The 24,251-nt window shown below is 49.3% G+C and carries 34 protein-coding genes; 29 read left to right on the forward strand and 5 right to left on the reverse strand.

Features of this window, described 5'->3' with window-relative positions; translation table 11 throughout:
• Nucleotides 1-80: 80 nt before the first annotated feature.
• From CAG64_RS23350 to CAG64_RS23435, 18 genes are all read left to right on the forward strand, one after another.
• Nucleotides 81-1,775, forward strand: coding sequence for a hypothetical protein (locus CAG64_RS23350; RefSeq protein WP_161489367.1), 1,695 nt, complete (start codon nt 81-83; stop codon nt 1,773-1,775).
• Nucleotides 1,753-1,926, forward strand: a complete 174-nt coding sequence (locus CAG64_RS23355; RefSeq protein ID WP_161448802.1) for a hypothetical protein — start codon at nt 1,753-1,755, stop codon at nt 1,924-1,926. Before CAG64_RS23350 ends, CAG64_RS23355 begins: the two co-directional genes overlap by 23 nt.
• A 256-nt stretch (nt 1,927-2,182) precedes the next feature.
• The gene (locus CAG64_RS23360) at nt 2,183-2,365 is read left to right on the forward strand and encodes a hypothetical protein (protein WP_161448800.1); all 183 of its coding nucleotides are present in this window, start codon (nt 2,183-2,185) and stop codon (nt 2,363-2,365) included.
• Nucleotides 2,365-2,661 carry a hypothetical protein gene (locus CAG64_RS23365; protein ID WP_161448798.1) on the forward strand — a complete coding sequence of 99 codons (297 nt, stop codon included), beginning with the start codon at nt 2,365-2,367 and terminating at the stop codon, nt 2,659-2,661. Before CAG64_RS23360 ends, CAG64_RS23365 begins: the two co-directional genes overlap by 1 nt.
• Nucleotides 2,654-3,112 (forward strand): hypothetical protein, encoded by a 459-nt coding sequence (locus tag CAG64_RS23370; RefSeq protein ID WP_161448796.1) that lies wholly within the window; start codon nt 2,654-2,656, stop codon nt 3,110-3,112. Before CAG64_RS23365 ends, CAG64_RS23370 begins: the two co-directional genes overlap by 8 nt.
• Nucleotides 3,099-3,782 (forward strand): helicase HerA domain-containing protein, encoded by a 684-nt coding sequence (locus CAG64_RS23375; RefSeq protein WP_161448794.1) that lies wholly within the window; start codon nt 3,099-3,101, stop codon nt 3,780-3,782. Before CAG64_RS23370 ends, CAG64_RS23375 begins: the two co-directional genes overlap by 14 nt.
• Nucleotides 3,783-4,061: 279 nt before the next feature.
• The gene (locus CAG64_RS23380) at nt 4,062-4,859 is read left to right on the forward strand and encodes a major capsid protein P2 (RefSeq protein WP_161448792.1); all 798 of its coding nucleotides are present in this window, start codon (nt 4,062-4,064) and stop codon (nt 4,857-4,859) included.
• A 9-nt stretch (nt 4,860-4,868) separates the two neighbouring features.
• Nucleotides 4,869-5,120: a hypothetical protein gene (locus CAG64_RS23385; RefSeq protein WP_161448790.1), complete on the forward strand. Its 252-nt coding sequence runs from the start codon at nt 4,869-4,871 to the stop codon at nt 5,118-5,120.
• Between the two features lie 9 nt (nt 5,121-5,129).
• Nucleotides 5,130-5,330: a hypothetical protein gene (locus tag CAG64_RS23390; RefSeq protein WP_161448788.1), complete on the forward strand. Its 201-nt coding sequence runs from the start codon at nt 5,130-5,132 to the stop codon at nt 5,328-5,330.
• The gene (locus tag CAG64_RS23395; RefSeq protein ID WP_161448786.1) at nt 5,311-5,709 is read left to right on the forward strand and encodes a hypothetical protein; all 399 of its coding nucleotides are present in this window, start codon (nt 5,311-5,313) and stop codon (nt 5,707-5,709) included. Before CAG64_RS23390 ends, CAG64_RS23395 begins: the two co-directional genes overlap by 20 nt.
• Nucleotides 5,684-6,175, forward strand: coding sequence for a hypothetical protein (locus CAG64_RS23400; RefSeq protein ID WP_161448784.1), 492 nt, complete (start codon nt 5,684-5,686; stop codon nt 6,173-6,175). The genes CAG64_RS23395 and CAG64_RS23400 overlap by 26 nt, the downstream gene beginning before the upstream one ends.
• Before the next feature lies 1 nt (nt 6,176).
• Nucleotides 6,177-6,731: a hypothetical protein gene (locus CAG64_RS23405; RefSeq protein ID WP_161448782.1), complete on the forward strand. Its 555-nt coding sequence runs from the start codon at nt 6,177-6,179 to the stop codon at nt 6,729-6,731.
• 5 nt (nt 6,732-6,736) lie between these two features.
• Nucleotides 6,737-7,429, forward strand: coding sequence for a hypothetical protein (locus CAG64_RS23410; protein ID WP_161448780.1), 693 nt, complete (start codon nt 6,737-6,739; stop codon nt 7,427-7,429).
• 12 nt (nt 7,430-7,441) lie between these two features.
• Complete coding sequence (locus CAG64_RS23415) at nt 7,442-7,639, forward strand: hypothetical protein (protein ID WP_161448778.1); 198 nt, start codon at nt 7,442-7,444, stop codon at nt 7,637-7,639.
• Entirely contained in the window at nt 7,578-8,126 is a 549-nt protein-coding gene (locus CAG64_RS23420; RefSeq protein WP_237668185.1) for a structural protein P5, read from the forward strand. The genes CAG64_RS23415 and CAG64_RS23420 overlap by 62 nt, the downstream gene beginning before the upstream one ends.
• Nucleotides 8,104-8,493, forward strand: coding sequence for a hypothetical protein (locus CAG64_RS23425; protein ID WP_161448776.1), 390 nt, complete (start codon nt 8,104-8,106; stop codon nt 8,491-8,493). Before CAG64_RS23420 ends, CAG64_RS23425 begins: the two co-directional genes overlap by 23 nt.
• The gene (locus tag CAG64_RS23430; RefSeq protein ID WP_161448774.1) at nt 8,486-8,695 is read left to right on the forward strand and encodes a hypothetical protein; all 210 of its coding nucleotides are present in this window, start codon (nt 8,486-8,488) and stop codon (nt 8,693-8,695) included. Before CAG64_RS23425 ends, CAG64_RS23430 begins: the two co-directional genes overlap by 8 nt.
• A 90-nt stretch (nt 8,696-8,785) precedes the next feature.
• Nucleotides 8,786-8,929 carry a hypothetical protein gene (locus CAG64_RS23435; RefSeq protein ID WP_161448772.1) on the forward strand — a complete coding sequence of 48 codons (144 nt, stop codon included), beginning with the start codon at nt 8,786-8,788 and terminating at the stop codon, nt 8,927-8,929.
• Between the two features lie 133 nt (nt 8,930-9,062).
• Here CAG64_RS23435 and CAG64_RS23440 read toward each other — a convergent pair whose 3' ends face one another.
• From CAG64_RS23440 to CAG64_RS23735, 4 genes are all read right to left on the reverse strand, one after another.
• The gene (locus tag CAG64_RS23440; RefSeq protein WP_161448770.1) at nt 9,063-9,485 is read right to left on the reverse strand and encodes a phage protein; all 423 of its coding nucleotides are present in this window, start codon (nt 9,483-9,485) and stop codon (nt 9,063-9,065) included.
• Between the two features lie 419 nt (nt 9,486-9,904).
• The gene (locus CAG64_RS23445; RefSeq protein ID WP_161448768.1) at nt 9,905-11,629 is read right to left on the reverse strand and encodes an ATP-binding protein; all 1,725 of its coding nucleotides are present in this window, start codon (nt 11,627-11,629) and stop codon (nt 9,905-9,907) included.
• A 13-nt stretch (nt 11,630-11,642) separates the two neighbouring features.
• Nucleotides 11,643-12,791 carry an FIST signal transduction protein gene (locus tag CAG64_RS23450; protein WP_237668281.1) on the reverse strand — a complete coding sequence of 383 codons (1,149 nt, stop codon included), beginning with the start codon at nt 12,789-12,791 and terminating at the stop codon, nt 11,643-11,645.
• A 134-nt stretch (nt 12,792-12,925) separates the two neighbouring features.
• Nucleotides 12,926-13,291 carry a hypothetical protein gene (locus CAG64_RS23735; RefSeq protein ID WP_202600908.1) on the reverse strand — a complete coding sequence of 122 codons (366 nt, stop codon included), beginning with the start codon at nt 13,289-13,291 and terminating at the stop codon, nt 12,926-12,928.
• A 259-nt stretch (nt 13,292-13,550) separates the two neighbouring features.
• On the opposite strand from CAG64_RS23735, the gene ccoN reads away from it, so the two are divergent.
• The 11 genes from ccoN (at nt 13,551) to ttcA (ending at nt 23,553) form a co-directional block, all read left to right on the forward strand.
• On the forward strand, nt 13,551-14,978 hold the full coding sequence (ccoN, locus tag CAG64_RS23455; RefSeq protein WP_040902068.1) for a cytochrome-c oxidase, cbb3-type subunit I: 1,428 nt from the start codon (nt 13,551-13,553) through the stop codon (nt 14,976-14,978).
• 12 nt (nt 14,979-14,990) lie between these two features.
• On the forward strand, nt 14,991-15,611 hold the full coding sequence (ccoO, locus tag CAG64_RS23460) for a cytochrome-c oxidase, cbb3-type subunit II (RefSeq protein WP_021703264.1): 621 nt from the start codon (nt 14,991-14,993) through the stop codon (nt 15,609-15,611).
• A gap of 9 nt (nt 15,612-15,620) precedes the next feature.
• Nucleotides 15,621-15,794, forward strand: a complete 174-nt coding sequence (locus CAG64_RS23465; protein ID WP_021703265.1) for a CcoQ/FixQ family Cbb3-type cytochrome c oxidase assembly chaperone — start codon at nt 15,621-15,623, stop codon at nt 15,792-15,794.
• Entirely contained in the window at nt 15,794-16,771 is a 978-nt protein-coding gene (ccoP, locus tag CAG64_RS23470) for a cytochrome-c oxidase, cbb3-type subunit III (protein WP_161448764.1), read from the forward strand. Before CAG64_RS23465 ends, ccoP begins: the two co-directional genes overlap by 1 nt.
• An 86-nt stretch (nt 16,772-16,857) precedes the next feature.
• Nucleotides 16,858-17,334 carry a FixH family protein gene (locus CAG64_RS23475; RefSeq protein WP_161448762.1) on the forward strand — a complete coding sequence of 159 codons (477 nt, stop codon included), beginning with the start codon at nt 16,858-16,860 and terminating at the stop codon, nt 17,332-17,334.
• A 4-nt stretch (nt 17,335-17,338) separates the two neighbouring features.
• Nucleotides 17,339-19,711, forward strand: a complete 2,373-nt coding sequence (locus tag CAG64_RS23480) for a heavy metal translocating P-type ATPase (protein ID WP_161448759.1) — start codon at nt 17,339-17,341, stop codon at nt 19,709-19,711.
• Between the two features lies 1 nt (nt 19,712).
• On the forward strand, nt 19,713-19,880 hold the full coding sequence (ccoS, locus tag CAG64_RS23485; protein WP_021703269.1) for a cbb3-type cytochrome oxidase assembly protein CcoS: 168 nt from the start codon (nt 19,713-19,715) through the stop codon (nt 19,878-19,880).
• Nucleotides 19,877-20,557, forward strand: coding sequence for a sulfite exporter TauE/SafE family protein (locus CAG64_RS23490; RefSeq protein WP_161448757.1), 681 nt, complete (start codon nt 19,877-19,879; stop codon nt 20,555-20,557). Before ccoS ends, CAG64_RS23490 begins: the two co-directional genes overlap by 4 nt.
• Before the next feature lie 88 nt (nt 20,558-20,645).
• Nucleotides 20,646-21,392, forward strand: coding sequence for an FNR family transcription factor (locus CAG64_RS23495; RefSeq protein WP_021703271.1), 747 nt, complete (start codon nt 20,646-20,648; stop codon nt 21,390-21,392).
• A gap of 134 nt (nt 21,393-21,526) precedes the next feature.
• A complete protein-coding gene (gene uspE, locus CAG64_RS23500; protein WP_021703272.1) occupies nt 21,527-22,474 on the forward strand; it encodes a universal stress protein UspE in 948 nt (315 codons plus the stop codon).
• Nucleotides 22,475-22,617: 143 nt separating this feature from the next.
• A complete protein-coding gene (ttcA, locus tag CAG64_RS23505; RefSeq protein ID WP_021703273.1) occupies nt 22,618-23,553 on the forward strand; it encodes a tRNA 2-thiocytidine(32) synthetase TtcA in 936 nt (311 codons plus the stop codon).
• Nucleotides 23,554-23,588: 35 nt separating this feature from the next.
• Here ttcA and CAG64_RS23510 read toward each other — a convergent pair whose 3' ends face one another.
• On the reverse strand, nt 23,589-24,245 hold the full coding sequence (locus tag CAG64_RS23510; RefSeq protein WP_021703274.1) for a DUF2987 domain-containing protein: 657 nt from the start codon (nt 24,243-24,245) through the stop codon (nt 23,589-23,591).
• Nucleotides 24,246-24,251: the final 6 nt, after the last annotated feature.

Consider the following 24,251-nt stretch of genomic DNA (forward strand, 5'->3'; position numbering starts at 1 on the left):
CTAATGGAATCAAAGCGAATCCGCAAGCAAGATGAAGCGCCCGAAATGGGCGCGGATTCTTCCTATGGCGAGGGTGCTCTATGAATCACCTTTACCAACCGCAGGGTGAGCGAGAAGTCACCACGGAGCTGACGCCCGAAGACGTTATCTTCATCGCCGGGGCAGCACAAAGCTCTAACATTACCCGCAAAAACTTAGCCGCTCATGAGAGCGGCCTTTTTAGTTCCCCAAATTCAGACTGGCTTGAGAGTGAGCAGCAAAAGCTGCGCGCGTTCGAGCAGGTTCACCATGTGCGCACAAAAACAAGTGCAAAACTCGGGCGCGAAGCGCAGGGCGAAGCCCTGAAAGGACTAGGCTCGTCAAAGGGCGCAAAAGTCCGACACGACAAAAAGCGCAAACACATAGACCGTTTTATTACCCGCGACCGCCGCTTAAAGCCCCGTCATAAGACGGAAAGCGTTCACGTTGAGAACCACGACGTGATGTATAACTACGCGACTCCGGGCAAGTCACGCGCTTACCTGATGAAGCGCGAATGGTCGAATCAAATCAAAATGCAGATGATTTACCAGCCGCGCCCGAGTGAAGCGCCAGCAGCCAACAACGGCGAGCGCTACACGGAGAAACTGACATCACGCGCCGTGCGTAAAATCTTCGAGTCGGGTGCCTACGTGGCGGCGTGTCATGGTGGATTCACCACTTTCCTGACGCTGACGTTTTCACCGGAGCAGAGAAACAAGATTTTCTCAGGTGAGACAACGCTAGGCTCTGAGGTGTCGCGTTTTCTTGATGGCCTGAAAAAGCTGTACCAGCGCGGATTTGTGGCGCAGGTGCGCGGCGAAAAGGACGATAACCGCCAACGTAACATAACGTTATGTAACGAAAGCAAGGAAGTAGAGGGATGCTCTGATGATTTCCATTATATGTGGGTGGCCGAATGTCCACCAAACAGCGACGGCGAGCCTAATCCACACGTGCACATGCTCCTTAGATGGACAGTTGCGCGCGATGTCTTTGATTCGTGGGCACAGCGTATTGAGAAGCTTTGGGGTAATGGCATGGCTAATCTCCAGCGAATTAAGCAACCGATGGCCGCAGGAAGTTACATTATTAAAGCGGTCGGGTACGCCGCAAAAGGGGATAACGCGAATCAAGGCCTTATCCGTGGCAATCGCTACAACATTGCACGGTGCTCACGTGCCCCATCTTGGGAAGTTCTGGCGTCTTTTGACGCTGACAACATGGCGGCAATTATTAAAGAGTGCGGCTATCGATTGGAGCGTTGGCGCAGGCCTATCGAGCGCCAACTATCTCAAAAGCGCAAAAAACGCGAAGAGGCAGTAAAGGCACTATCGATTCACAAGTCCGATAAATCGAAGTCGTTCCGCATCACTCGACTGGTTAAGCAGTTGGAGACGGAAATCACAGAACAGAAAAACGCCTTAAAAAGTCGCGGTGTGTACGCCCGGAGCGATAACACATTTTCAATCTGCTTTGAGGGAGAACAAGCGGCTGAAAAGATGGATAAATTCCTGCTGTGGGCGGCAGGTGCGCGCAATTGGACAATGAATTGCGCGGATATTGATTTAGGTGAACTGCAAGAGATTGCAGTGTTGAAATATGAACATGAATACGAACAATTCGTCACGAAGCGCGCGGATTGGCAATCTCAATTGAGCCAAGAGTTGCCCCCGTTCGACCAAAAAGCACATGAAAATAACGAGCAGTCAGCAAGGGAGCTAATGACCGAATATGAGCAGCACGAAAACAGATAGAATCATCAGCGAGCTGGAACAAGAGGCGTCAAAAGGTAAGGTTAATTCATTCAGTCGATTGATGCTGATGGCGTTGCGCGCCATTCTCAAAGAGTTGCGCGACATTCGCCAGTTTGTCAATTCACCAGATGAAATGAACAGGCATTTGTAATGGGTGGGGATTCGAGGTTCGCCGGGCGAATAGTTTACACAAAAACGTACACCTGTTGGTGCGGCGCAAAAAAAACCACTCAGTGCCACAGCGGCAGTTTTAGTCAGACAATCAAGTGCGACTGTGGAGGCGACATGTACGGAAGTTCAAAACTGATAGACACCCAAAAGAAGCTGGCCGAAATCTATCAGCACCAGTAACAAAACCGCCACCGTCGTGAGACGTAGGCACTTTTCACCGTCGGGAGACGTAGAGCATGAACATTAGCAATAAATCGCAAGCGCTCGAAGCGCTGGCGACAATTCGCAACCATCAGGCTAATGCTGAGCGCAGCATTAGCCCACTCACCAAGGCCGCAGAGGCGCAAAAGGCGTCAAGTGTGGCGATTGATATTATTGAATACCTCATCACGTCGGGAGACGCTAAGGAGTGTAAGTAATGGCAAATCCTACCATTGGAACCATCATATGCCCGTTAATGGGCGACCTTGCTGACGTTCGTCAGGATAAGAACGGGAAATTCTACTACGCCGGAGAGGCGGGCATCATTGCGCCTAAATCGGCGTCTGGTCAAAAGTGGATGCGCGATAACGCAAAGTTTGACGGCGTTGACGCACAGCCGGAGCCGCAAAGCGCCGTTGAGCTGGAGCAGGACATCGAGCGAGAGCCTACCGCGCGCAGCGGTGGCCTGTTAGACGACTTGTTAGGTTCGGTTTGGGGAGCAGACGATGACTGAGGGAGTAGAAAATCATGTTCAGACAGATGAAAGTGTGGATGTCGAAATGCGCCAGTTACAGCAAATCGCTGCTGAAATTGACGGCGCGCAAACGCTGCCCCTCACGGAGAATGAGCAGGCGGAGCTGGAAGAAACACAGCGTCAACAATCTATCGATGAGCAAGCTGTTGCCCTTGCCGATGAGCAGTACCTTGCTGCGGTGCAAGGCGGTGTCGACGCGCTCTGGACGATGGCCGCGCCCAACTGGAAACTCGAAGAGGCCGAGCTCGCGCCCATGGCGCAACTCACCAAGATGGTGATAGATAAGCATTTCCCCAACCTGACCGAAAACGCAGGGCCGGAGGTGATGCTCGGCATGGTGGCGCTGAGCGTCATCACTTCGCGGGTCAGTGCCGGCATTCCGCCGCGCGGCAAAATTCCAGGCAAAGGGGGCGACGATGAGCAAGATTAATACACAGCTCGATTGTGAGCATGAATACGTCATTGGCGCTTCTGGCTCCGGCAAAAGTCATTACGTCAAAAGCATTGTCAAACGTCGCTCGCGGGTGCTGATTTGGGACCCGGACGACGAATACAGCGAAATCCCGAACATCCGCACGGTCAGCCGTGCCAGTGACTTAGTGAGCATCATTCAGGGCGGTGATGCGCGGGTGCGTTTTGTGCCGCGCTCGATGGACTCGAAACACCTTGAAAAGTGCTTTGAGTTCGTTTCTCTGGCGGCGTTCATCTGGGCGAACTGCTTATTCGTTGCGGAGGAAATCGCAGACGTGACCACGCCAAGCAAGGCGCTGAACGGGTGGGGCACGTTGTTGCGCCGTGGCCGTAAGCGAGGCGTCAAAGTGGTGGCCGTTTCGCAGCGCCCGGCAGAGGCCGATAAGACCATTTTCACGCAAGCGCGCATCATTCGCACAGGTCGCCTTGATGGTGAGGGCGATATCCAGCGCGTGGCAAATAACATGCGCATTCCGGCTGAGTACGTCGGGCGTCTGGGTAAGCTGGAGTTTTTCGAGTTAGACCGGAACAGCGGCGAGCTGAAAGCGGGCAAAATGGGCAAGTCCGTTATTGTACGTAAGGGGTGGGATAGCGAGCTGGATGTGACCAAGTTCACAAAAGCAGCGTAAAGCAAAATCCCTACGTTAGGTAACGTAAGGTTAGGTAACGTAGGAAAACGGCAGATTTGCCAAGGTAAAAAACGCCCGTTACGGTATGGGCTCACTTTAAGGGCACGTCGGGAGACGCCCCGTTAATTGTTCACGTCGAGAGACGCCAACACAGGAAACATCATCATGATGAAAAAATACCTACCTCTTGTCATTGTGACACTGGCTACTATGGCCGTCGCTAACCGTGTTCCAGCGGTTAAAAACGTCGTTAACCCAATCGTATAAGAGGGGCGCAATATGGCTCGTAAGATTCGTAAGTGCCCGTCTTTCTCAAACGTTACGCCGGGTTCAACGGCAACGCTTGAGTTACCTCTGGGTCTGACCTACCACCTGATGCATTTGTATTTCACCAACCTGTCACTGTCGCAGATGAAAAACATCCGCATCGAAGTGGACGGCAAGCCCATCAAAAAATGGGCGGACGGTGAGCGCCTGAATGCGGAAAACAAACACTATGGGCGCGGCGCAGCAACGGCGGGTTGTCTGCCTATCTTCTTTACCCGTGATGAGCTGAATGACTTGGCGCAAAAGCGCGTGTTTGCTCTGGGTACGACTGATATTCAGACCATGCACCTGCTGATTGACATCGCAGACGACGCGGTCGGTCCGAAACTGGAAGCCACTTCCGTTCGTTCGGCGGAAGCGCCGATGGGTTTCATCACTCGCATTCACGAGTTTAAAAAATCCAGCGCCGTATCGGGTGAAATCGAAATCGACAACATTCCGCTACGTGAAAACGCCGCGATTGCTGCTATCCACATTTACAGCCCGAACGTGACCGCATGTTCGCTGGAAGTGGACGACGGCATTGTGTGGGACATGACCAAAACGGGCGCGGCTAAGCTGCAAACCGATTACAAGCGTGACCCGCAAAGCGCGTCAAAAATGACGCTGGATTTTCTGCTTGAGGGCGACCTCGCGCAGGCCGTGCAGCTCAACGGCGTGCAGGACTTCCGCCTGAAACCGACACTTTCAGCGGCGGGCAGCATGGACATCGTTGTGGAGTACCTTGAGCAGTACAACCCGAAAGGCTAAGGGGGACGCATGCTACAGGATTTCTTTCAGGACGATTTCACGTTCAAAAACATCGCTAATACGTGGCTGACCTATGAGCAAATCCGCCATGGGTCAGACGCAACGCCGCAGGGGCAAGAGCAGGTTTACAACAAACCAACCACAAACAGCCAAGTTAACGAAGTGCAGGAGCCGCAAGTGAGCGGCGGCCTGTCCACTGAGTTGAAAATCGGTCTGGGCGCGGTGGGCTTGGTGGCTCTGATTCTGCTCATCAAAAAGTAAGGGGGTCGGATGTTTGGACAAATGACATCCCTGACGGGCGGCGGCGGATTCCAAGGCGGCAGCGCGGGCCCATCCACGGCAACCGGGGGCTATCACGACAGTGGTGTCTCTATCAATGCCGGGGTGAACATGGGCAACGGGCCTAACCCTTGGCTTATCGGTGCGCTGGCTTTGATTGCGGCGGCGGCTTATGTCTACACCAAAAAGTAACCTGAGTCCGTGTCCGTGGGAGCAGGTCGCAGACCCGCTCCGCTCCGCCCTTGGTGACTACCACGGCGCGGCAAGGCGCAAAGTCAGTCAGGGGCAGGAGCACACCTTTATTTGTGAGGGTGCGGCGCTGCTGCTTCGCGGTGAGGGTTCGGAGCTGGTCGTGGTGGGGTTTGCTGGGGAGCACAAATTAAAACAGGCGTGCCCCCACATCCTGACACTGGCAAAAACCATCGGCGCGCAGACCATCCGTCTGCACACAAAGCGCCGGGGCGAGTGCCGATACCTGAACCGATTGGGCTATCCGTTCGAGCAGCAATTTATTAACGATGAATACGTTTTAAGGATGGTGGTCAATGGGCGGCAGTTCGAGCAGTGCTAACCACACTAACACCAATACAGAAACCATCAGCGGCAGCGTTGGCGTTGATGGCAGTAACACAGGGCTGATTGTCTCCGGCGCTAAGGGGATGACCGTCAACATGACGGACGGCGGCGCAATCAATGCAGCGCTCAAGGCCATGACAGACGGAACCAATACGGCATTAAAAGCCGGACTGGAAATTAACAAAGTCTCACTGGCAACCAACGCAGACTTGAGTAAGGCCATGGGGGCGCTCAATACCGACTTGAGCAAGTACGCCATTGGTCAAAATACCGAACTAACAAAAACACTGGGCGTCCATGCACTAGTGAACGCAGATAAAGCTACCTCTGACGCCATGGACATCATGAAAAACCTGTCACTGAACAGCGACGCCGGGACCGCGCAGCAGACCACCAAATATTTCATGGTGGGCGCAACGGTGATTGCCGTCGCCGTGGCTGTCGCTCTGGGGAGACGCTAACATGCCGATTCTGAATATTTCAGTGACGCCGTCACACTCAGAGATTGCGCGGCACGGGCAGCGCTTCCAGCACCTGAGCGGTGACGCCATCAAGGTGAAGTTTTACGGCGCCAATGGCGAGTGGGAAGAAGAGGCGGAGCTGGTCGCGGGTGACTCGATGGCTTTTGCGCAGCCTTACGTTAAGTTCGAGGTGTCCTCTGATTTTGGCACTATTGCGCAGGTTTACTCCGGGTTTGCGGACATGCGTCGCGCCCGTCAGGATTTGACGCCAATCGGCGCAAGTCGCATCCGTTCGCGTATGGTTCGGGTTCGCAAGGGTGAGCAGCAGCTCATTGAAGCCAGCCGGGACCGCCGCCGTGTGGTGATTAAGCCACTGAATGGCGAGGTGTACGTGGGGGCCATGGCAACGGCGTTTAACGACAAAATGCCCGTTGAAATCGGCATCCCGCTACCGCTGGAAATGCAAGGGGCGCTCTATGCGGAAATCGCGCCGAATTTCGAACTACAGGGCGAGATTGATTACGTCGACGTCCGAATCATTGAGGAGCTGAACTAATGACAGTGACTTACACCACCGTCAACCTGTCACAGGGTGGCGGCAGTGACAACTTATTGATTAACCCGCGCGGTAAAATCAATCAGGCCGGAGAGGCGGACGGCGTACTCGCGGCAGGTCAGTATTTTTGTGATGGCTGGAAAGCGGGCAGCGCTGGCGCTGAAGTCTACATTGACCAGGACGGCTTTCGCTTAATTTCTGGCTCTATCGTGCAATTGGTGCCAAATACTATCGGCTCTGGCCGCACGCTGCGCGGAAATATGGACGTCGTTAGTGGTGCGCCAGTGATTAGCATCAATGGCGCAGGAAACAGCGCAGCTTCAAACAGTGATGAATACATCACATTTGAGGTATCTGGTAATAACTCCAAGTTCAGCCGCTTGGTTTTGGCCGATAGCGTCGACTTGCCAATTTACCAGCAGCAGGCGGATGAATTGGCGCCTTGTCAGCGGTTTTTATTCATAACAGATTCAAAAAATTGGCTTTACGCCATATCAGACACGCTGAATCGGAGATTTAGTATTTCGTTGCCGAATATGGTTCAGGTTCCGGCTGTTTCAAATCTAGCCGATGAATATGGTAAAGCAATTTCAGTTCAGTTCATTGGCAGGTCAATGGCAGTTCTGTCATGCACCGTGGAAAGTGCATCGAAATATGTACTGTTACAGCCCGGCGCAACTTTTGACGCCCGGCCATAAGGACTTCTACCCATGAAATACGCAAACCAAGAAAAAAACACAGTGGTAGTCAGTCACCCAAATTCAGGCCAGCAATGGACCGTCCCGCGCGGCCATCGCTTCTGGTCTGAATGGGGTATCGATACAGCCGAACAGGAAGGGCGCATTGATGAACCAGAAACAATTGATGCTAATGACGCTACTGGCGGCAGCAGCGTTAATGCTGAGTAATCGAGGGGGCGGCATGAGAACAGGCAGCACAAACGTGATTAGCAATTCAAACAGCTCAACCACATCGACAGGCTCTTACGTGGACGGCTACACCGGGGCGGCAATGCCGCGCGGTATCCGCAATAAGAATCCGGGCAACATCGAAGACAACGGCGTCGCATGGCGTGGCCGCAAAGGCAACGATGGCCGCTTTATCATCTTTGACAGCGAAGTGAACGGCATCCGGGCAATCGCCCGCATCCTGAACACGTACCGCAGCAAATACGGCATTGATACCATCGAAAGCATCATTAACCGCTGGGCACCACCTGTTGAGAACAACACCGGGGCATACATTCAGCACGTGGCGGCGCAAGTGGGCATCGCTCAAAACGCCACAGTGAGCAAAGTGCATTACCCGGCGCTCATCAAAGCCATCATCAAACACGAAAACGGCGTGCAGCCATACTCTGACGGGGTGATTCATGAAGGTATCGCCGCAGCTTGAGCGCCGTTTGGTTGATATGGCCGTGCTGATAATGGCGGGCGTTGGCGTCTGGTACGTCACACGTCAGGCCGCTATCAAGCTGGATAAGGCCGCGCAGCAAGCCACAGAGCCAGTCGGAAAGCTCATCAGTGATTTGCTGGCAAAGTTCAACGGCTGGGAGCCTGTCACGCTCCAGCCGCTATTAATTCGAGATTTCTATCTCACCAGTGACCATCGACTCACACCGCAAGCGCAGCAGACCTTGTGGTCGGTCGATGATTACAAGCCGCTATTGGTGGAGCTGTTCACAAGCCAGGGCGGGCAACTTAAAGAGAAGTACCGACCATTAATCAACGTAGAAATTACGAGAGGTAATATCGATGTCTAAATTAGTAAAGTACGCAAAACAGCGCTCAACGTGGCAAGGCTTATCAACGCTGGCGCTGACAGTGGGCTATGTAGCCGGGGAAGCGGCAACGGGTGGCTTATTGGGTGGTGCGATTGCGCTGTTTGGCGCTATTTCGGGCTTGGTTGAAACTGCGTCAGACGACAGTAAAGCCGATGACCGAATTTCTGCAGTATCTCAATAGTATCGGTTTGCCGCCGTCCATGGTGTTGTTCGGTGGCATCCTCTGGCGTATCGATAAACGTCTCACCATCTTAGAGACTAAGGCGGTCAAATGACTATCCCTACGCAGTTCGGCGTGAACGTTACCACGCCGGACCCGGTACAAATCCGAATCGACGTAAGCGAGCGCACCATGGCAACCGTGGGAATCGTGGTAGTGGTGACTGCGCTCTTAATCAAACGGCTAAAAGGGTGATTCCATGGCAGTGAGCAAGAAAACCGCCACCAAGGGCAAAGGCAAGCTGAAAAAAGGCTTTCGTTACGCCAAAGGTGGCCGAATCGTGAAAGCGAAAAAGAAATAAAATAAGCCCGCATTACGCGGGCTTTTCTTATTTCAGCTTGGTGGGAATCCAAGGGGCGGCTTGCATGCGGCGACCGCCACGAAATGGCAACACGTTGTCTTTGGCCGGATAGTATTTAGGGCTTTCAATGTGACCGTGTAACTCAACAAGCTGATGATACTCATCACGCCAGTGCGCGAACGATTCCAGCTCCTTAGGGCTGAACTCGCGCCCGGTAGGCGTTACCAATACCGCACGTTGCTCATCGATACTGAAACCACGCCAGCGGGCGTCGTTCGGCAAGTACCCAATGGCTTTAATAATCAGCAGCTTTTCGGCCATGGGGTTAATGGGAATTTCACCACGTAACCAGCGCCGAACCGTAACAGGCTTAACGTGGAAAAAGTCAGCGCCAGCTTTGATGCTGTCGAATTCGCGCCAGAATAGACAGTGAAAGGAGTCGAATGTCATAGTGATACGCCTCACATTTTTTTATCGTTATTAATGGGTTATTTCGATTGCTGTGAGGGCTTTTAATCGGAGTTTTCAATCAAAAGCATTTGAGAGACATTTTGTATCAATCTCACAATAAAACAGCCTTATGATTAACGACGAACTGAGACGGGTTTTATATGCAATGTATCTAAATAAGTGATTGAAACAATAGAATATTTAGAATTTAGATATGAATTAACGTCAAATGTTAAAAAAACACAATGCAGTGCGTATTATGTATATTATGTTAAATTAAATATGAGTTAGCTTGGATTCTGATGCGTTTTGCTCCCCTTACTACCTTTAAGGTGGCTCAGATTAAACATAACTGTATTTACCATAAAATACCTAATAATCAGTTTGTTAATCTACGATTTCCAAACCAATTATTAGTATTAACGATCATTGTTTGTTTCTAAAATTCGTCCAATGGTTTCGATTATCTCTGCACTTCGGATTGGCTTGGCTACAAAGTCATTCATGCCGGCGTTGATACATAACTGCTGATCTTGCTCCATCGCATGCGCTGTCAAAGCAACAATTGGTGTGTTCAGTCCCCGTGCTCGAATCGCTTTTGTGGCGGAAATGCCATCCATGACTGGCATTGAGATGTCCATAAGAATAATGTCTGCCTGACCGCCGTTGGCAAAGAAATCCAGCGCCTCGCTACCATTATCTTTCGTGATCACAAGGTAGCCTTCTTTTTCCAAAATCAGCTTGATCACCATTTGATTGGTTTTGGTATCTTCTACCACAACAACTTGCTGTTTGTTACTTTCGTAGCGTTTTGGCATGTCACGCTCTGGAATGCGTTCTCTGCATCTGGATTGCAAAGGCAAAGATACCTTAAAAACAGATCCCAAACCTGGTGTACTCTCGACATCAATATTGCCGCCCATCAAACTGACCAAATGTTTAGTAATGGTCAGTCCGAGGCCTGTCCCACCGAAATTACGCGTGATCGAGCTATCTGCTTGTTTGAATGGACTAAATAGGCTCTCAAGAATTTGGGGCTCGATTCCTATTCCGGTATCACAGACTTCAAGGATCAGTTGAGCGCCCGTCACTTTAAGTGACACGGTCACAAGGCCGTTGCCAGTAAATTTAATTGCGTTCCCCACAAGGTTGAAGACGATTTGCGAAAAACGCGTCGGATCTAGCCAAAAGTCCCGATGGCTTTCAATATCCGTATCAGATTGAAATATCAGCCCTTTTGCTTTGGCAGACTGCTTTAAGTGTATCAACGCTTTATCAAATTCGGAGCGTAGATCAATCCACTGACTATTAAGATCAAAATGACCGGATTCAATTTTTGTGAAGTCGAGAATGTCGTTAATGATCACCAGAAGTAGCTCAGCAGATGCGCCCATCTGTTCGAGCAGCTTGAGTTGTTGCAAAGAGGAAGAGTCGGCTCGCATTACGTCAATCAGGCCAAGTACAGCGTTAAGGGGGGTCCGGATTTCATGGCTCATCATCGCCAGAAACTGAGATTTCGCCTGATTGGCTTCCACTGCTTTTTGTTGAGCTAATTCAAGCTCTTGAGTTCGGATCTCGACCAGCGTCTCCAGGCGTTCTTTGTTCTCTATATCAATGATAGCCCGCTCGAGTAATGGCCGAAAACGTGACAGGGTGTCACGAACAGGAATGCTGAACTGCCCTTTTCTTCTGCCAAATAGCATGATGACAAACTGGGACACCTGGGCTTTGACACCCGTGACCAGTGCAGACTGAATCTCTTGTCTGGCAAAAGCGTTGAGTTCCTCGAACTCTTTAAGTGTGGATGGCTGGAATAGAACAATACAGTCACCGTTAAGAACACGATTGAATTTGTTGTCGCTCTTCCATACGTGTTTAGCAAAGACACTGTTTGAGGTCAGCAGTGTTTTGAAATGTGCTTCGTCTTTGTCTTTTGTAAGTACGACAAAATCGTCAAATGCGATGTAAGGCAATAAAACACGATGCAGTTCGTGGAAAATCTGATGTTTGTTTTTCGCGCCAGTAATGCTGGATATCCCTGCGAGTATGGCACTGTTTTCCTCTGCCAGTCTGGCTTCTCGTTCCCGGCTTCTGTTTAATTCGACGAGCAGTTCACTCAATTGTTCTTGGTTTTCTAATTGCATCGTTTTTTGTCTTTCACCTTGAGCGATAAAACCTGGCTGCGGAAATCATCAGGTTGCCATGGCCATTCTCACCCCCGGCAAATCTGCCTTGTTCGCCAAACGTAAAAGGACAAATAAATGGTGTATTGGCTGCTTCATGTTTGAGGTTTGCGTAGACCCGTTTCATGTCTTCTCCCAGATACAACATTGGTCCTGCACACATAATGCAGAGGATCCCCAGAGTATGGGAGTTCAGGTGATTTTTTCTATTTGCTTCTTGGAGCACTCGCGCTCCTCGGCTAATCAGTTGCTCTCTGTCACCGGACATTAAAGTAATTGCATCTCCGGGACGAATATCAGTAAAGAGCAACAGCCCCTGTTTTTGACTGATTCGTATTGGATGAGACAATTTATAATAAGGCTGAGCATAGACGTGACCAGCGATACGTCCCAGAGGATACTGAGTGACTAACTCAAACACGAAATGTGGTGGTACTGACACACCGGCGTGGTCACTGATCCATTCTCGATAAATCTTTTGTGCGGGTTCGCCGTCAATTTCCAGCAGTTCCCTGCCTTTGGCCTTAGTCACAATGCCGGTAAATTCAGTTGGTGAATAACCAGCGCTGAAGTTCGTAGAGAGCTTTTCTGATGGGAAAAATACCTGAAGTGCTATGCCGCGGGTTGTGTGCGCTTTTTCCGTAAATATTGACCAATGGCCTTTGATGCCATTGTCAGCGGCACTGCCACCGATAATTGGTACTGGCACGTGAAATTTGGAGTCGATCGCATCAATGATTTTTTCTTCGAAACCCGGAGTGGCGTGAGCGATGACAAATCCTGGTACTTCGCCTTCACGCTCCGCTTTTTTGAGCGCTTTATCCAGGGTTACTGAGACTAAATCAGGTATGTCGGAATCATCGTATACCTGACTTAGAGCAGATCCATACGCACTGGACTTACTGTCGTAAATAGCGGCCAGTCCGACGACGGGTCCCCAATGAAGCCCTTTTTCTGTCATGAGCCCTCTGCATGTCGAGGCGCCGATAACAGGAACATGGTCAGGCAAACGTTTCGATAGCTCCATACGGAGCTTGCTGGGGTCGTAATCTTGAGTGTAGTAACAGATGACGCTCGCCAGATTTTCAACATCCAGCTCAGAGAGCATGTCATCTGCCACCATGGACTCTTGCGGTTTGTGAGATACGCGAGTCTTAAAGTGCATGACGGGCATAAGATCTTAAGTTTCGTCTCTTATACCTTAATTCTATGCATCATCCTAGTATTTCATAGTGAAAAGTTTGTTTGCTCGTTCAATTATTTCGCGAAGATCAATTTATAACGGCTTCCCTCGTCAGAGAGAATTTCTACCTCAGGTAATTGGTCAGGAATACCAGGTGCAACTACATGTGTATGTTCGGTTGGTTGCGTGATGGTTAGGGAATCTTTCTCAGCGATTTTCCAGTCCTTAGGTAGGTTGGAGATGACAATTTGACCTTCTGACTGCCAGATCGCAGTGAACGGGTGATTATTAACATTAATTGTACATTTTGTTTCCAGTTGACACTGGAAGGATTGACTTGGTTCATACGTGACCGTTCTCCAGAAAAACGCGATCAGAAGTAAGGTTAACATGATCAATATTTGCGCAAGTCGTGCTGGTGTGAGCTTTTGAGCTGGCATGAATGTGTATTCTCCGTGTAACAAAGTTCAAAGTTTTGAAATAAAAGAGCAAAACCTGAACGACAGTAAGGTTACTACCCTGTCATTGAATTGTTAATTGCAGTATAGTTGTCGGCTGAAAATGCCACTTTTTGTTAAAGCCTGCAAGATACACCAAACGCCTGAAATGGCATAGTTTTCTTAAGGGTTTGGGGGGCATTGCGACGTTTTTGTCGTGTTGGAAGTAAAGTGTAGTTAATTAGAAATTGGAAGCATGCAAATGAGCCAAGAAAAGCAGCTTGAGCAAAACTACAACTATACGGTCGTCCGTCAGTTCACCCTGGTCACCATCTTATGGGGTATTGTCGGTATGGGCGTTGGTGTTTTGATTGCCGCTCAGTTAGTTTGGCCACAGCTAAACTTTGATACGCCGTGGTTGACGTACAGTCGTTTACGTCCGTTGCATACTAATGCGGTTATTTTTGCGTTTGGTACAAGTGCCCTGTTTGCAACATCTTACTATGTTGTGCAGCGTACCTGTCAGACACGTCTGTTTGGTGGTCCACTGGCAGCCTTCACCTTTTGGGGTTGGCAGGCAGTAATTCTTTCTGCAGCCATTTCTTTACCTTTGGGTTACACCACAAGTAAAGAATACGCTGAACTGGAATGGCCGATTGATATCGCGATCGCGATTGTTTGGGTCGCTTACGCCGTAGTGTTCTTTGGCACTCTGGTTAAGCGTAAGACCTCTCACATTTATGTAGCGAACTGGTTCTTCGGAGCTTTCATCATCACGGTTGCTGTTCTTCACATTGTGAACAGTATGGCAATTCCGGTATCAATGATGAAATCGTACAGTATTTACTCTGGCGCCGTTGATGCAATGGTTCAGTGGTGGTACGGCCACAACGCCGTAGGTTTCCTGCTGACCGCTGGTTTCCTAGGTATGATGTACTATTTCGTTCCTAAGCAAGCTGAACGCCCTGTTTATTCTTACCGCCTATCTATTGTTCACTTCTGGGCACTGATATCCCTGTATATCTGGGCCGGTCCTCACCACCTTCACTATACTGCTTTGCCAGACTGGACTCAGTCCGTTGGTATGGTGATGTCGCTGGTACTGTTTGCGCCTTCTTGGGGCGGTATGATCAACGGTATTATGACGCTATCTGGTGCGTGGCATAAACTGCGCTACGACCCTATCTTGCGTTTCCTAATCGTTTCTCTGTCCTTCTATGGCATGTCGACCTTCGAAGGTCCGATGATGTCTATTAAGACGGTCAATGCTCTTTCTCACTACACTGACTGGACGATTGGTCACGTTCACTCAGGTGCATTGGGTTGGGTTGCAATGGTATCAATTGGTTCGGTTTACCACTTGATTCCTCGTCTGTTTGGTCAAGAGCGCATGTACTCTGTCGGTTTGGTCAACACCCACTTCTGGCTGGCGACTATCGGTACTGTTCTGTACATCGTTGCTATGTGGATCTCTGGCGTGATGCAAGGCCTGATGTGGCGTGCAGTAAACTCAGACGGCACGCTCACTTACAGCTTCGTTGAATCTGTACAGGCGTCTTACCCGTTCTACACGGTTCGTTTTATTGGTGGATTCATCTTCCTGTCAGGTATGTTCCTGATGGCGTACAACACCTACAAAACCCTTTCTGCGCCTAAACATAGCCTTAAAGCTATTCAGCAACCGGCATAAGGAGATTTAAGAATGAGCAGTAATTCGAACAATCGCCACGAAGTTGTTGAACGTAATGTTGGCTTGCTGGCTATCGGCATCGTGTTTGCGATCAGTCTTGGGGCGTTGGTGGAAATCACGCCGCTGATTTTCCAGAAACAAACCACAGAACCGGTTGAAAACCTGAAGCCTTATACAGCGCTACAGATGGAAGGTCGTGATATCTACATCCGTGAAGGCTGTAACGTATGTCACAGCCAGATGGTGCGTCCATTCCGTTCAGAAACAGAGCGTTATGGCCATTACTCTGTGGCTGGGGAAAGTGTTTGGGAACACCCATTCCTGTGGGGCTCTAAACGTACTGGCCCGGATTTGGCTCGTGTAGGTGGTCGTTACTCTGATGAGTGGCACCGTGTCCACCTGACTGACCCTCGAGAGTTGGTTCCTGAGTCAAACATGCCAGGTTTCCCTTGGCTGGCTGAGAATACGCTTGACGGCAAGTACACTCAGAAAAAACTGGAACTATTCCGCGATAAATTTGGTGTTCCTTACACAGATGAGCAAATCGCTAATGCAGCGAAAGACGTAGAAGGTAAAACAGAGATGGATGCACTCATCGCTTATCTTCAGTCTCTTGGTCATTCAATGAAGTAAGGAGGGATTATGGACATCGGTACTATTCACAGTATTTGGACCATAGTGATATTTGTTTGCTTTATCGGCGTGGTTTGGTGGGCTTTCGGCAAAAGCCGTAAAAGCCGCTTTGAAGAAGACGCCAATATGATTTTTGCAGACGAAGAACAAGCACCCTCTAAAGAACATGGAGTGACTAAGTAATGACTACATTTTGGAGTCTTTGGATCATCATCATTACTGTCGGTACGCTCGTTGGCTGTGCTGCACTGCTCTTCTGGTGCCTGAAAGATAAAATGGGTGTGGAAGAAGGTGACGACATGGGCCACGAGTACGACGGTATTCGTGAGTTGAACAACCCTCTGCCGAAATGGTGGAGCTACCTTTTCGTAAGTACGTTCATTTTTGCCGCCGTTTATCTGACTCTTTATCCGGGTCTGGGTAGTTTCAAAGGCGTGCTGGGCTGGCAGAGCTCGGATCAAACCGTTCGTTCAATTGAGCAATCTCGTGAATCTATCGCGAAAGCTCAACAGAGCAAAGAACTGGTTCAATATGCTAAAGAGCTGGATGACGCAGATGCGTACTTTGGTGCGGCATTTAAGAAACTGGCATACACCGACAATGGTCAACTGCGCCCGATTCCGGAAATCGCAGCTGATTCTGAAGCCGTTAAAGTAGGCCAGCGTCTGTTTCTGCAGAACTGTTCTCAGTGTCACGGCTCTGATGCACGCGGTCTGAAAGGGTTTCCTAACCTAACTGATAATGCGTGGCTGTACGGCGGTGAACCAGAAGCGATTGTAACCACCATTATGCATGGTCGTATTGGCCAGATGCCTTCTTGGATCGATGCTCTCGGTGAGCAAGGTGTTCAGGAAGTGGTGAGCTACACCTTGAGCCTGTCTGGACGTTCGGTGAATGCACGTGAAGCGGAAGCGGGTAAATCGCGTTTTGTTGTCTGTGCTGCGTGTCATGGTACTGACGGCAAAGGTAACCCGGCTGTCGGTGCGCCGGATCTTACCGATCAAGATTGGTTATTCGGCGGTACTCGCGCTGACGTAACTGAAACCGTTACACATGGACGTTCTGGCGTGATGCCTGCCTGGAAGGACATTCTTGGCGAAGATAAAGTTCAATTGGTTGCTTCCTATGTCTGGAGTTTGAGTAACTCTGACAATAAGTAACATTTCAATAACAGCCCCTTTCTAAGGGGCTGTCTTTCCTATAAGTTTGTGGCCCTTTCTTTCATTTTGTCGTTGAGAACTTTTTTATGGTAAAGCCTTGGTATAAACAATTCTGGCCGTGGTTTCTAATTATTCTTCCTCTTACCGTGGTCGTTTGGACAATTCTTACAGTGATCGTTTTTTCACAAAATTCAGTGTCTCTGGTGACCGAGGATTACTATAAAAAAGGCAAGGGAATCAATATTGATCTATCGAAAATCAATGTTGCAAAAGAGCTGGGTTTGAGTGCTCAGGTCGAGTCTGATGGTCACGATATCGTGATCCGTTTTAATAAAGGCAAGCTGGACCACTATCCTGCCATTTCTGCACTGTTTGCCCATCGAACCCTGGCGGACCGAGATTTTACCCAACTGGTCACTGCGGATGCCAAAGGTCAGTACCGCATCAAGCTGTCGGAAGAGCTTCAAGGCCCTTGGTTTATCGAACTCACCCCACATGATGACTCATGGCTAATACAAGGTCGTGTCACCTTCCCTACCACTGAAATCCTACTGATGAACTGACGCTATGTGCAAAACGTGTTATCACTGCGGTGAAGAGGTACCAGTCAACACGGACTTCAATGTTGAGATTCTTGGTAAAGTTAGAGGCATGTGTTGTCCGGGTTGCCAAACCGTCGCTCAGACTATTGTTGATAGTGGTTTGGTTTCCTATTACCAATATCGCACCGCGCCAGCGGATAAAGTGGATCTGGTTCCGGAGCAGCTTCAGACCCTGATTCACTATGACAATGATGACGTACAGGCTGAATTTGTTCGTCATAATGACGACCTTTCAGAAGTGACGTTGTCACTTGACGGGGTCTCATGTGCTGCATGTGCCTGGTTGATCGAAAAACAGGTCTCCTCTCATACCGGTGTAGTCGCGATCCGAGTCAATACAACGACCAACCGAGCGTTGCTCAAATGGAACAAAACTCAGACTCGTTTAAGTGAACTGCTTTCCGTTATTCATCAACTGGGTTACAAAGCCGCGCCATTCGAAGCCGATAAGCAGGAAGCCTCTTACCATCGATCGATGAAGCAATACCTGTATCGGTTGGGGATTGCGGGTTTGGCGACCATGCAGGTAATGATGCTGGCTGTCGCGCTGTATCTGGAAGTGTTTGGTGATTTAGATACGGAGTTTAAGAACTACTTCCGTTGGGTCAGTTTGATTTTTGCTACACCTGTGCTGCTCTACTCCGCGCTGCCGTTCTATCTCAATGCGTGGCGCAGTATTCGAGGCAGAACGCTCGGAATGGATGTTCCGGTTTCCATTGCACTCATTTTTGCCTACGTAGCCAGTTTGGTGGCGACAGTAACAGAAAAAGGCGAAGTGTTCTTCGAGTCTATCTCGATGTTCACGTTCTTCTTGTTGGTCGGACGTTTTCTCGAAATGCGTGCCCGGCGTAAAGCCGCAGCCGCAAGTGGGAATCTACTGAAACTGATACCAGCGATTGCGACCAAGCTGGACGGGACACAAATACCGGTCAAAACACTAAAGCCGGGTGACCACATTCGCGTGCTGCCGGGTGAGCACGTTCCGGCGGACGGAGTTGTGTTGTCCGGACGTGTGCACATCGACGAATCCATGCTGACGGGGGAATCCGTACCAGTGGTGAAAAACACGGGCGATGCGGTATATGCCGGTACACTTAATGGCGAGGAAGCGTTTGACCTAAATGTCGCGGCCACCAAGGCTGAGTCTGTGATTTCAAACATCGTTCGTCTTCAGGACGAAGCCCAAATGTCTAAGCCGAAAATCGCAGAGATAGCGGATGTAGTTGCACGCTATTTTGTGGCCGTGATTCTAATCATTGCGGCTGTTACCTGGTGGTATTGGCATGAAACCAAACCGGAAGACGCATTTTGGATCATGTTGTCTGTGCTGGTCGCAACCTGTCCGTGTGCCCTTTCGTTGGCAACACCGACGGCCCTGACTTGTGCGACATCGCGCATGAGCAACTTTGGTATATTATTGCGTAAGAGTCACGTGTTTGAGACGTTGTGTAAGGTCAACCACCTGGTCGTTGATAAAACCGGCACACTCACCCACGGTGACATTGTTTTGAAAGACACTCTGGTGCATGGTAAATACAGTGCTGAGCAAGTGCTGGCCATAGCGGCGGCGTTGGAAGCCCACGCTAACCATCCGATCGCTCGTGCTTTTAAGCCCTACTTTGATCATGCCATTGAAGTGACACAGGTCGAGAACATTATCGGCTCGGGTATCGAAGGCCATTATCTTGGAAGTACGGTCCGAATTGGCAGTCCAGATTTTGTATTGCGCGATACTACGCAGTCTGTCTCGAATGGTATTTATCTCTCTTTGGATGGTGAACTTATCGCGACCTTCACCTATCAAGATCCTATTCGCAAAGAAAGTGCTCTGCTGATCGAGAAGTTTCAGCAAGCAGGTATTCAAACCACCTTGCTGACTGGCGACACTCAGCAAAACGCTGATGTGGTCGCGAATCAGATCGGTATAGACACCGTCGTGGCCGGAGCGAAACCAGAAGATAAACTGGCGTACCTGAAGTCGCTGGATAGTGGCCACATTTCGATGATGATCGGCGACGGCATCAATGATGCGCCAACTCTGGCTGGGGCCCATCTATCCGTCGCGATGGGTGGCGGTACCGATGTCGCCAAAGCGTCTGCAGACATGGTATTACTCGGTGATAAGTTGGATAAGCTACTTGAAGCGCGTAACCTGGCGCTAAAAACCCGCCGTATTATCCGCGAAAACCTTGCGTGGTCTCTGGGGTACAATCTATTGATTTTGCCGTTAGCTGTGGCCGGCTTAGTTGCGCCTTATGTGGCTGTGGTCGGTATGTCTGCAAGCTCAATTATAGTAGTATCGAACTCTCTGCGTTTGCTTAAAGAAAAGGGGCGATAAAATGGAAAGCCTGTATATTCTGATTCCGATTGCGATTGTACTGGTCGCAGTCGCGGCCGCTATCTTCCTATGGGCAGTGAAGAGCGAGCAGTTTGAAGATCTAGAGCGTCAGGGACACAACATTTTGTTTGACGAAGATGAGCACCCTCAGGAGAAAGATCGGCAATGAGCCCGGATTTTCTTGGGGCCTTTGTGATTGGTGTTGTCGGCGCTGGACATTGTATGGGTATGTGTGGTGGCTTAGCTTCCCTGCTCTCCCTTGGTCAGCAATCCCATAGTAAACAACGAGTTATTCCCCTGCTTTATAATACTGGCCGCCTCATCAGTTATGCTCTGGTTGGCGCGCTTGTCGGCGGTTCTGTGTCCACATTGGCTGAAGTCAGCGAACTTAATTCCGCCTTGGTTTGGCTCCGTTTAATAGCCGCTATTTTTATGATTTTGCTGGCGTGCTATTTAGGCCGATGGTGGAATGGCTTGCTGCAAGTAGAGAAATTGGGTCAATCTGTCTGGCGCTATATCTCTCCTGTGGGCAAATCACTTCTGCCATTAAAATCCTCATTGCATGCCTTGCCATTCGGTGTGATCTGGGGCTGGTTGCCTTGCGGTTTAGTTTATTCGACACTGACCTGGTCTGCGGTTTCCGGTAGTGCGGTTAACGGCGCGCTAATCATGCTGGCATTCGGAGCAGGTACCCTTCCCGCCATGCTGTTCGTAGGCTATGGCGCCAACTATTTTCAGAAAATCCAACAGTCCGGCCTGTTTCGCAACATCAGTGCATTTTTAATCTTGGGTTATGGTGTGTATACTGCCTTCGGCGCATTAACCATTTTGTCATCTGCGGCTTAGCCAGCTGTTTTTAAGACGCTTTTTTAACTATCCTTTGTGGTTAATGGGTGCTAAAATATTGATGTAAATCAAATAGTGAAAGGTTGTTATGATTTCTGAAAAACCTGCTACAAAACGCATTCAATCTGGTGGTTGTGCCATTCACTGTCAAGATTGTAGTATCAGTCAACTCTGCATTCCGTTTACGCTCAACGAAGCTGAACTGGATCAGCTTGATCAAATTATCGAGCGTAAAAAGCCGATTCAAAAAGGTCAGGAACTGTTTAAAGCAGGTGACGATCTGAAATCGCTTTACGCCATCCGCTCAGGTACGATCAAAAGCTATACCATCACAGAACAGGGTGATGAGCAGATCACTGCGTTCCACTTAGCCGGTGATTTGGTTGGTTTTGATGCGATTACTGGAGACAGCCACCCAAGCTTTGCTCAGGCTCTTGAAACATCGATGGTGTGTGAGATTCCGTACGAAATTCTGGATGACCTGTCAGGCAAAATGCCAAAGCTTCGTCAGCAAATCATGCGCCTGATGAGTAACGAAATTAAAGGCGACCAGGAAATGATCCTGTTGCTTTCAAAGAAAAACGCAGAAGAGCGTCTGGCGGCTTTCCTTTACAACCTCTCTACTCGCTTCTCCCAACGTGGCTTTAGTCCTCGTGAGTTCCGTTTAACCATGACACGTGGTGATATCGGCAACTATCTGGGTTTAACCGTAGAAACGATTTCTCGCCTTCTGGGCCGTTTCCAGAAATCAGAAATTTTGAGTGTGAAAGGCAAATACATCACTATTTTGAATCATGATGCCCTGATGGAATTAGCTGGCGTAACGTCAGAATAGTCAGTAATCTCAATGATGTAGCTCAAAGCTGAGCTACATCATAAATCTCCTCGCTTCTTCCCTTTTTTTCTAAACGTTCTCAACGATTTGCGCTACAGTAATCTTATGGTTCTCCTCCACGTTAAGGAGCTGGTATGAGTATCTATAGCAAAATTCTTGTCGTTGCTGACATCAATCATGATGAACAACCGGCGTTAGCCCGCGCAGTGCAACTGGCCGAGAAAAGCCGGTCTCGCAGCAGTGTGACTTTTTTCCTTTCCATTTATGATTTCTCCTACGACATGACCTCAATGCTTTCTGCAGAAGAGCGTGATGCAATGCGACGTGGTGTGATTCATCAGCGTGAGCAGTGGATGAGAAAAGTCGCAGAGCCATACATCAACAATTCGTTTGACTTCAATGTTGTCGTGGTCTGGCATAATCGCCCTTACGAGGCCATTATTGCCGAGGTCTTTTCAAACAGTCATGACATTCTGATCAAAGGCACCCGCAAACACGACGTGCTGGAATCGGTTATTTTCACCCCGACAGACTGGCATTTGTTGCGTAAATGCCCTTGCCCGGTCTTGCTGGTTAAAAATGCGTATTGGCCTGAAGATGCCAATGTGATTGCGTCTGTTCATGTGGGATCTGAAAACGACACCCACCTGGACCTCAACGATCGTATGGTGGAACAGTTGCAAAACATAGCAGATCGGTTTGGTGCGACGCCTTATTTGGTCAATGCTTATCCGGTTACGCCAGCCAATATTACGATTGAACTACCCGAGTTTGATCCGGCAACCTATACGGATGCCGTACGTGGCCATCATTTAACGTCCATGAAAGCACTACGCCAAAAACACGGTATTGCAGAAGAGCAAACCATCGTGGAGCAAGGCTTGCCTGAAGACGTGATACCAGAAGCGGCGGAGAAACTCAGTGCCGCCATGGTGATTCTCGGCACCACAGGACGTACAGGGCTGTCCGCTGTCTTTATTGGTAACACTGCTGAGCATGTTATCGATAAAATTAATTGTGATGTTCTGGCACTGAAACCCGCTGGTTACATCAGCCCGCTCGACCCGAACGAAGCCATCTGATGTGAATCCGAATCCGACAGTGAAAATCCCCGTTTGATACCGGGGATTTTTTTGTTCTAAGTACCGATTAGATCTGGTATCTCGCCTATATATCCGTATCATACGCACTTCATTTTTAATCACTGAATCAAGACTGCAAGCTGATGACTGAGCAAACTCAAGAGCGCACCAAAGCTCAACAATACAACTTCAATAAACTTCAGAAGCGTCTGCGCCGCAATACTGGCCAGGCTATCGCTGATTTTAATATGATTGAAGATGGCGACCGCATTATGGTGTGTCTGTCCGGTGGTAAAGACAGCTTTACCATGCTGGAGATCTTGATGAGTCTGCAAAAGAGCGCGCCAGTCTCGTTTGAACTGATAGCGGTAAACCTGGATCAGAAACAACCAGGGTTTCCTGAGCACATTCTACCTGAGTATCTCGATAGCTTAGGTGTAGAGTACAAGATCGTTGAAGAAGATACTTACTCCATCGTTCAGGATAAAATCCCGGAAGGTAAAACCACCTGCTCTCTTTGTTCACGTTTGCGCCGCGGTATTTTATACCGCACGGCGAAAGAACTGGGTGCTACAAAAATCGCATTGGGCCACCATCGTGACGACATCATTGAAACGCTGTTCCTGAACATGTTCTACGGCGGTAAAATGAAAGGCATGCCACCAAAACTGGTATCAGACAATGGTGAACACGTGGTGATTCGTCCACTGGCATATTGCCGTGAAAAAGACATTATTAAGTACTCTGAAATGCGTGCGTATCCGATCATCCCATGTAACCTGTGTGGCTCTCAACCAAATATGCAACGTCAGAACATCAAACAGATGTTGAATACCTGGGACAAGCAATTTCCAGGGCGCATTGAAACGATGTTCCGCGCGATGCAGAATGTGGTACCGAGCCATCTGGCGGATTTCGAGCTGTTTGACTTTAAATCGATCAATCGCGACTCTGGTGTAATCAACGGTGGCGATATCGGCTTTGATAAAGAAGAGATGCCGGCTCAGGTGATGGACGATGAAGAGCGCGTTCAGGAGTTCGATCCGAGCCTGAAGTTAGATGTGACAACGATTTCTTGATGCTAAAAAAGGTGACCCAGAGGTCACCTTTTTTATTACTTCTTTGCCTTGGGTAAATACGGAAGCACCCTGACGGTGTTTTCCGGTAAGATCATGTACCCGCCTTCGCCAATATCCGCCAACGCCACCTGAGCTTTGCCATTTTCAATGGCAATCGTGCGACCATCAGAAAGCTGGATCTCGCTGGTTAACTTGCTCGCAAACTCCAGCGTGACTCCCTCAACATCGGGCGTAAACCAGCTGGCAAACATGCCTCCCAAATCTTCTAGAATGGTCTGCATTTGCGGCAACAGCTTTTTGACCTCTTCGTAAGTCACTTTACCGTTCAGTGGTTCTTTGGTCATAACCACCATAGAAAAATCACACCGCTGATCCATTGGAGTGTGTACGAAGACCAAAGGATTGGCTTTACGCAAATTGTTGTCCAGCGGCACGATTAACTCTTTGTGAGGAGAGATGGTTAACTCTTCGTAATGTTCTTCTTTTTCCATCCAGGCTTTTTCAATGTTGCACAGCTGCTTGGAGTCGGCGTTGACAAAGAAGAAGCCCACTTTGACGTCATCGTGCCCTTCTTTGCTGTTGGCTTTCATCTGAGAAAACAACTTGGAGTACGTGAACATGTATTCTTGAGCCTGACTTGGGAAGCCCATCAGCATGGTTGTTGCCAGTAAAGCGAGAGGTAGTTTTTTCATATCCTG

It is taken from the genome of Vibrio sp. V38_P2S17PM301, from assembly GCF_009904845.1.
GTDB lineage: Bacteria > Pseudomonadota > Gammaproteobacteria > Enterobacterales > Vibrionaceae > Vibrio > Vibrio proteolyticus.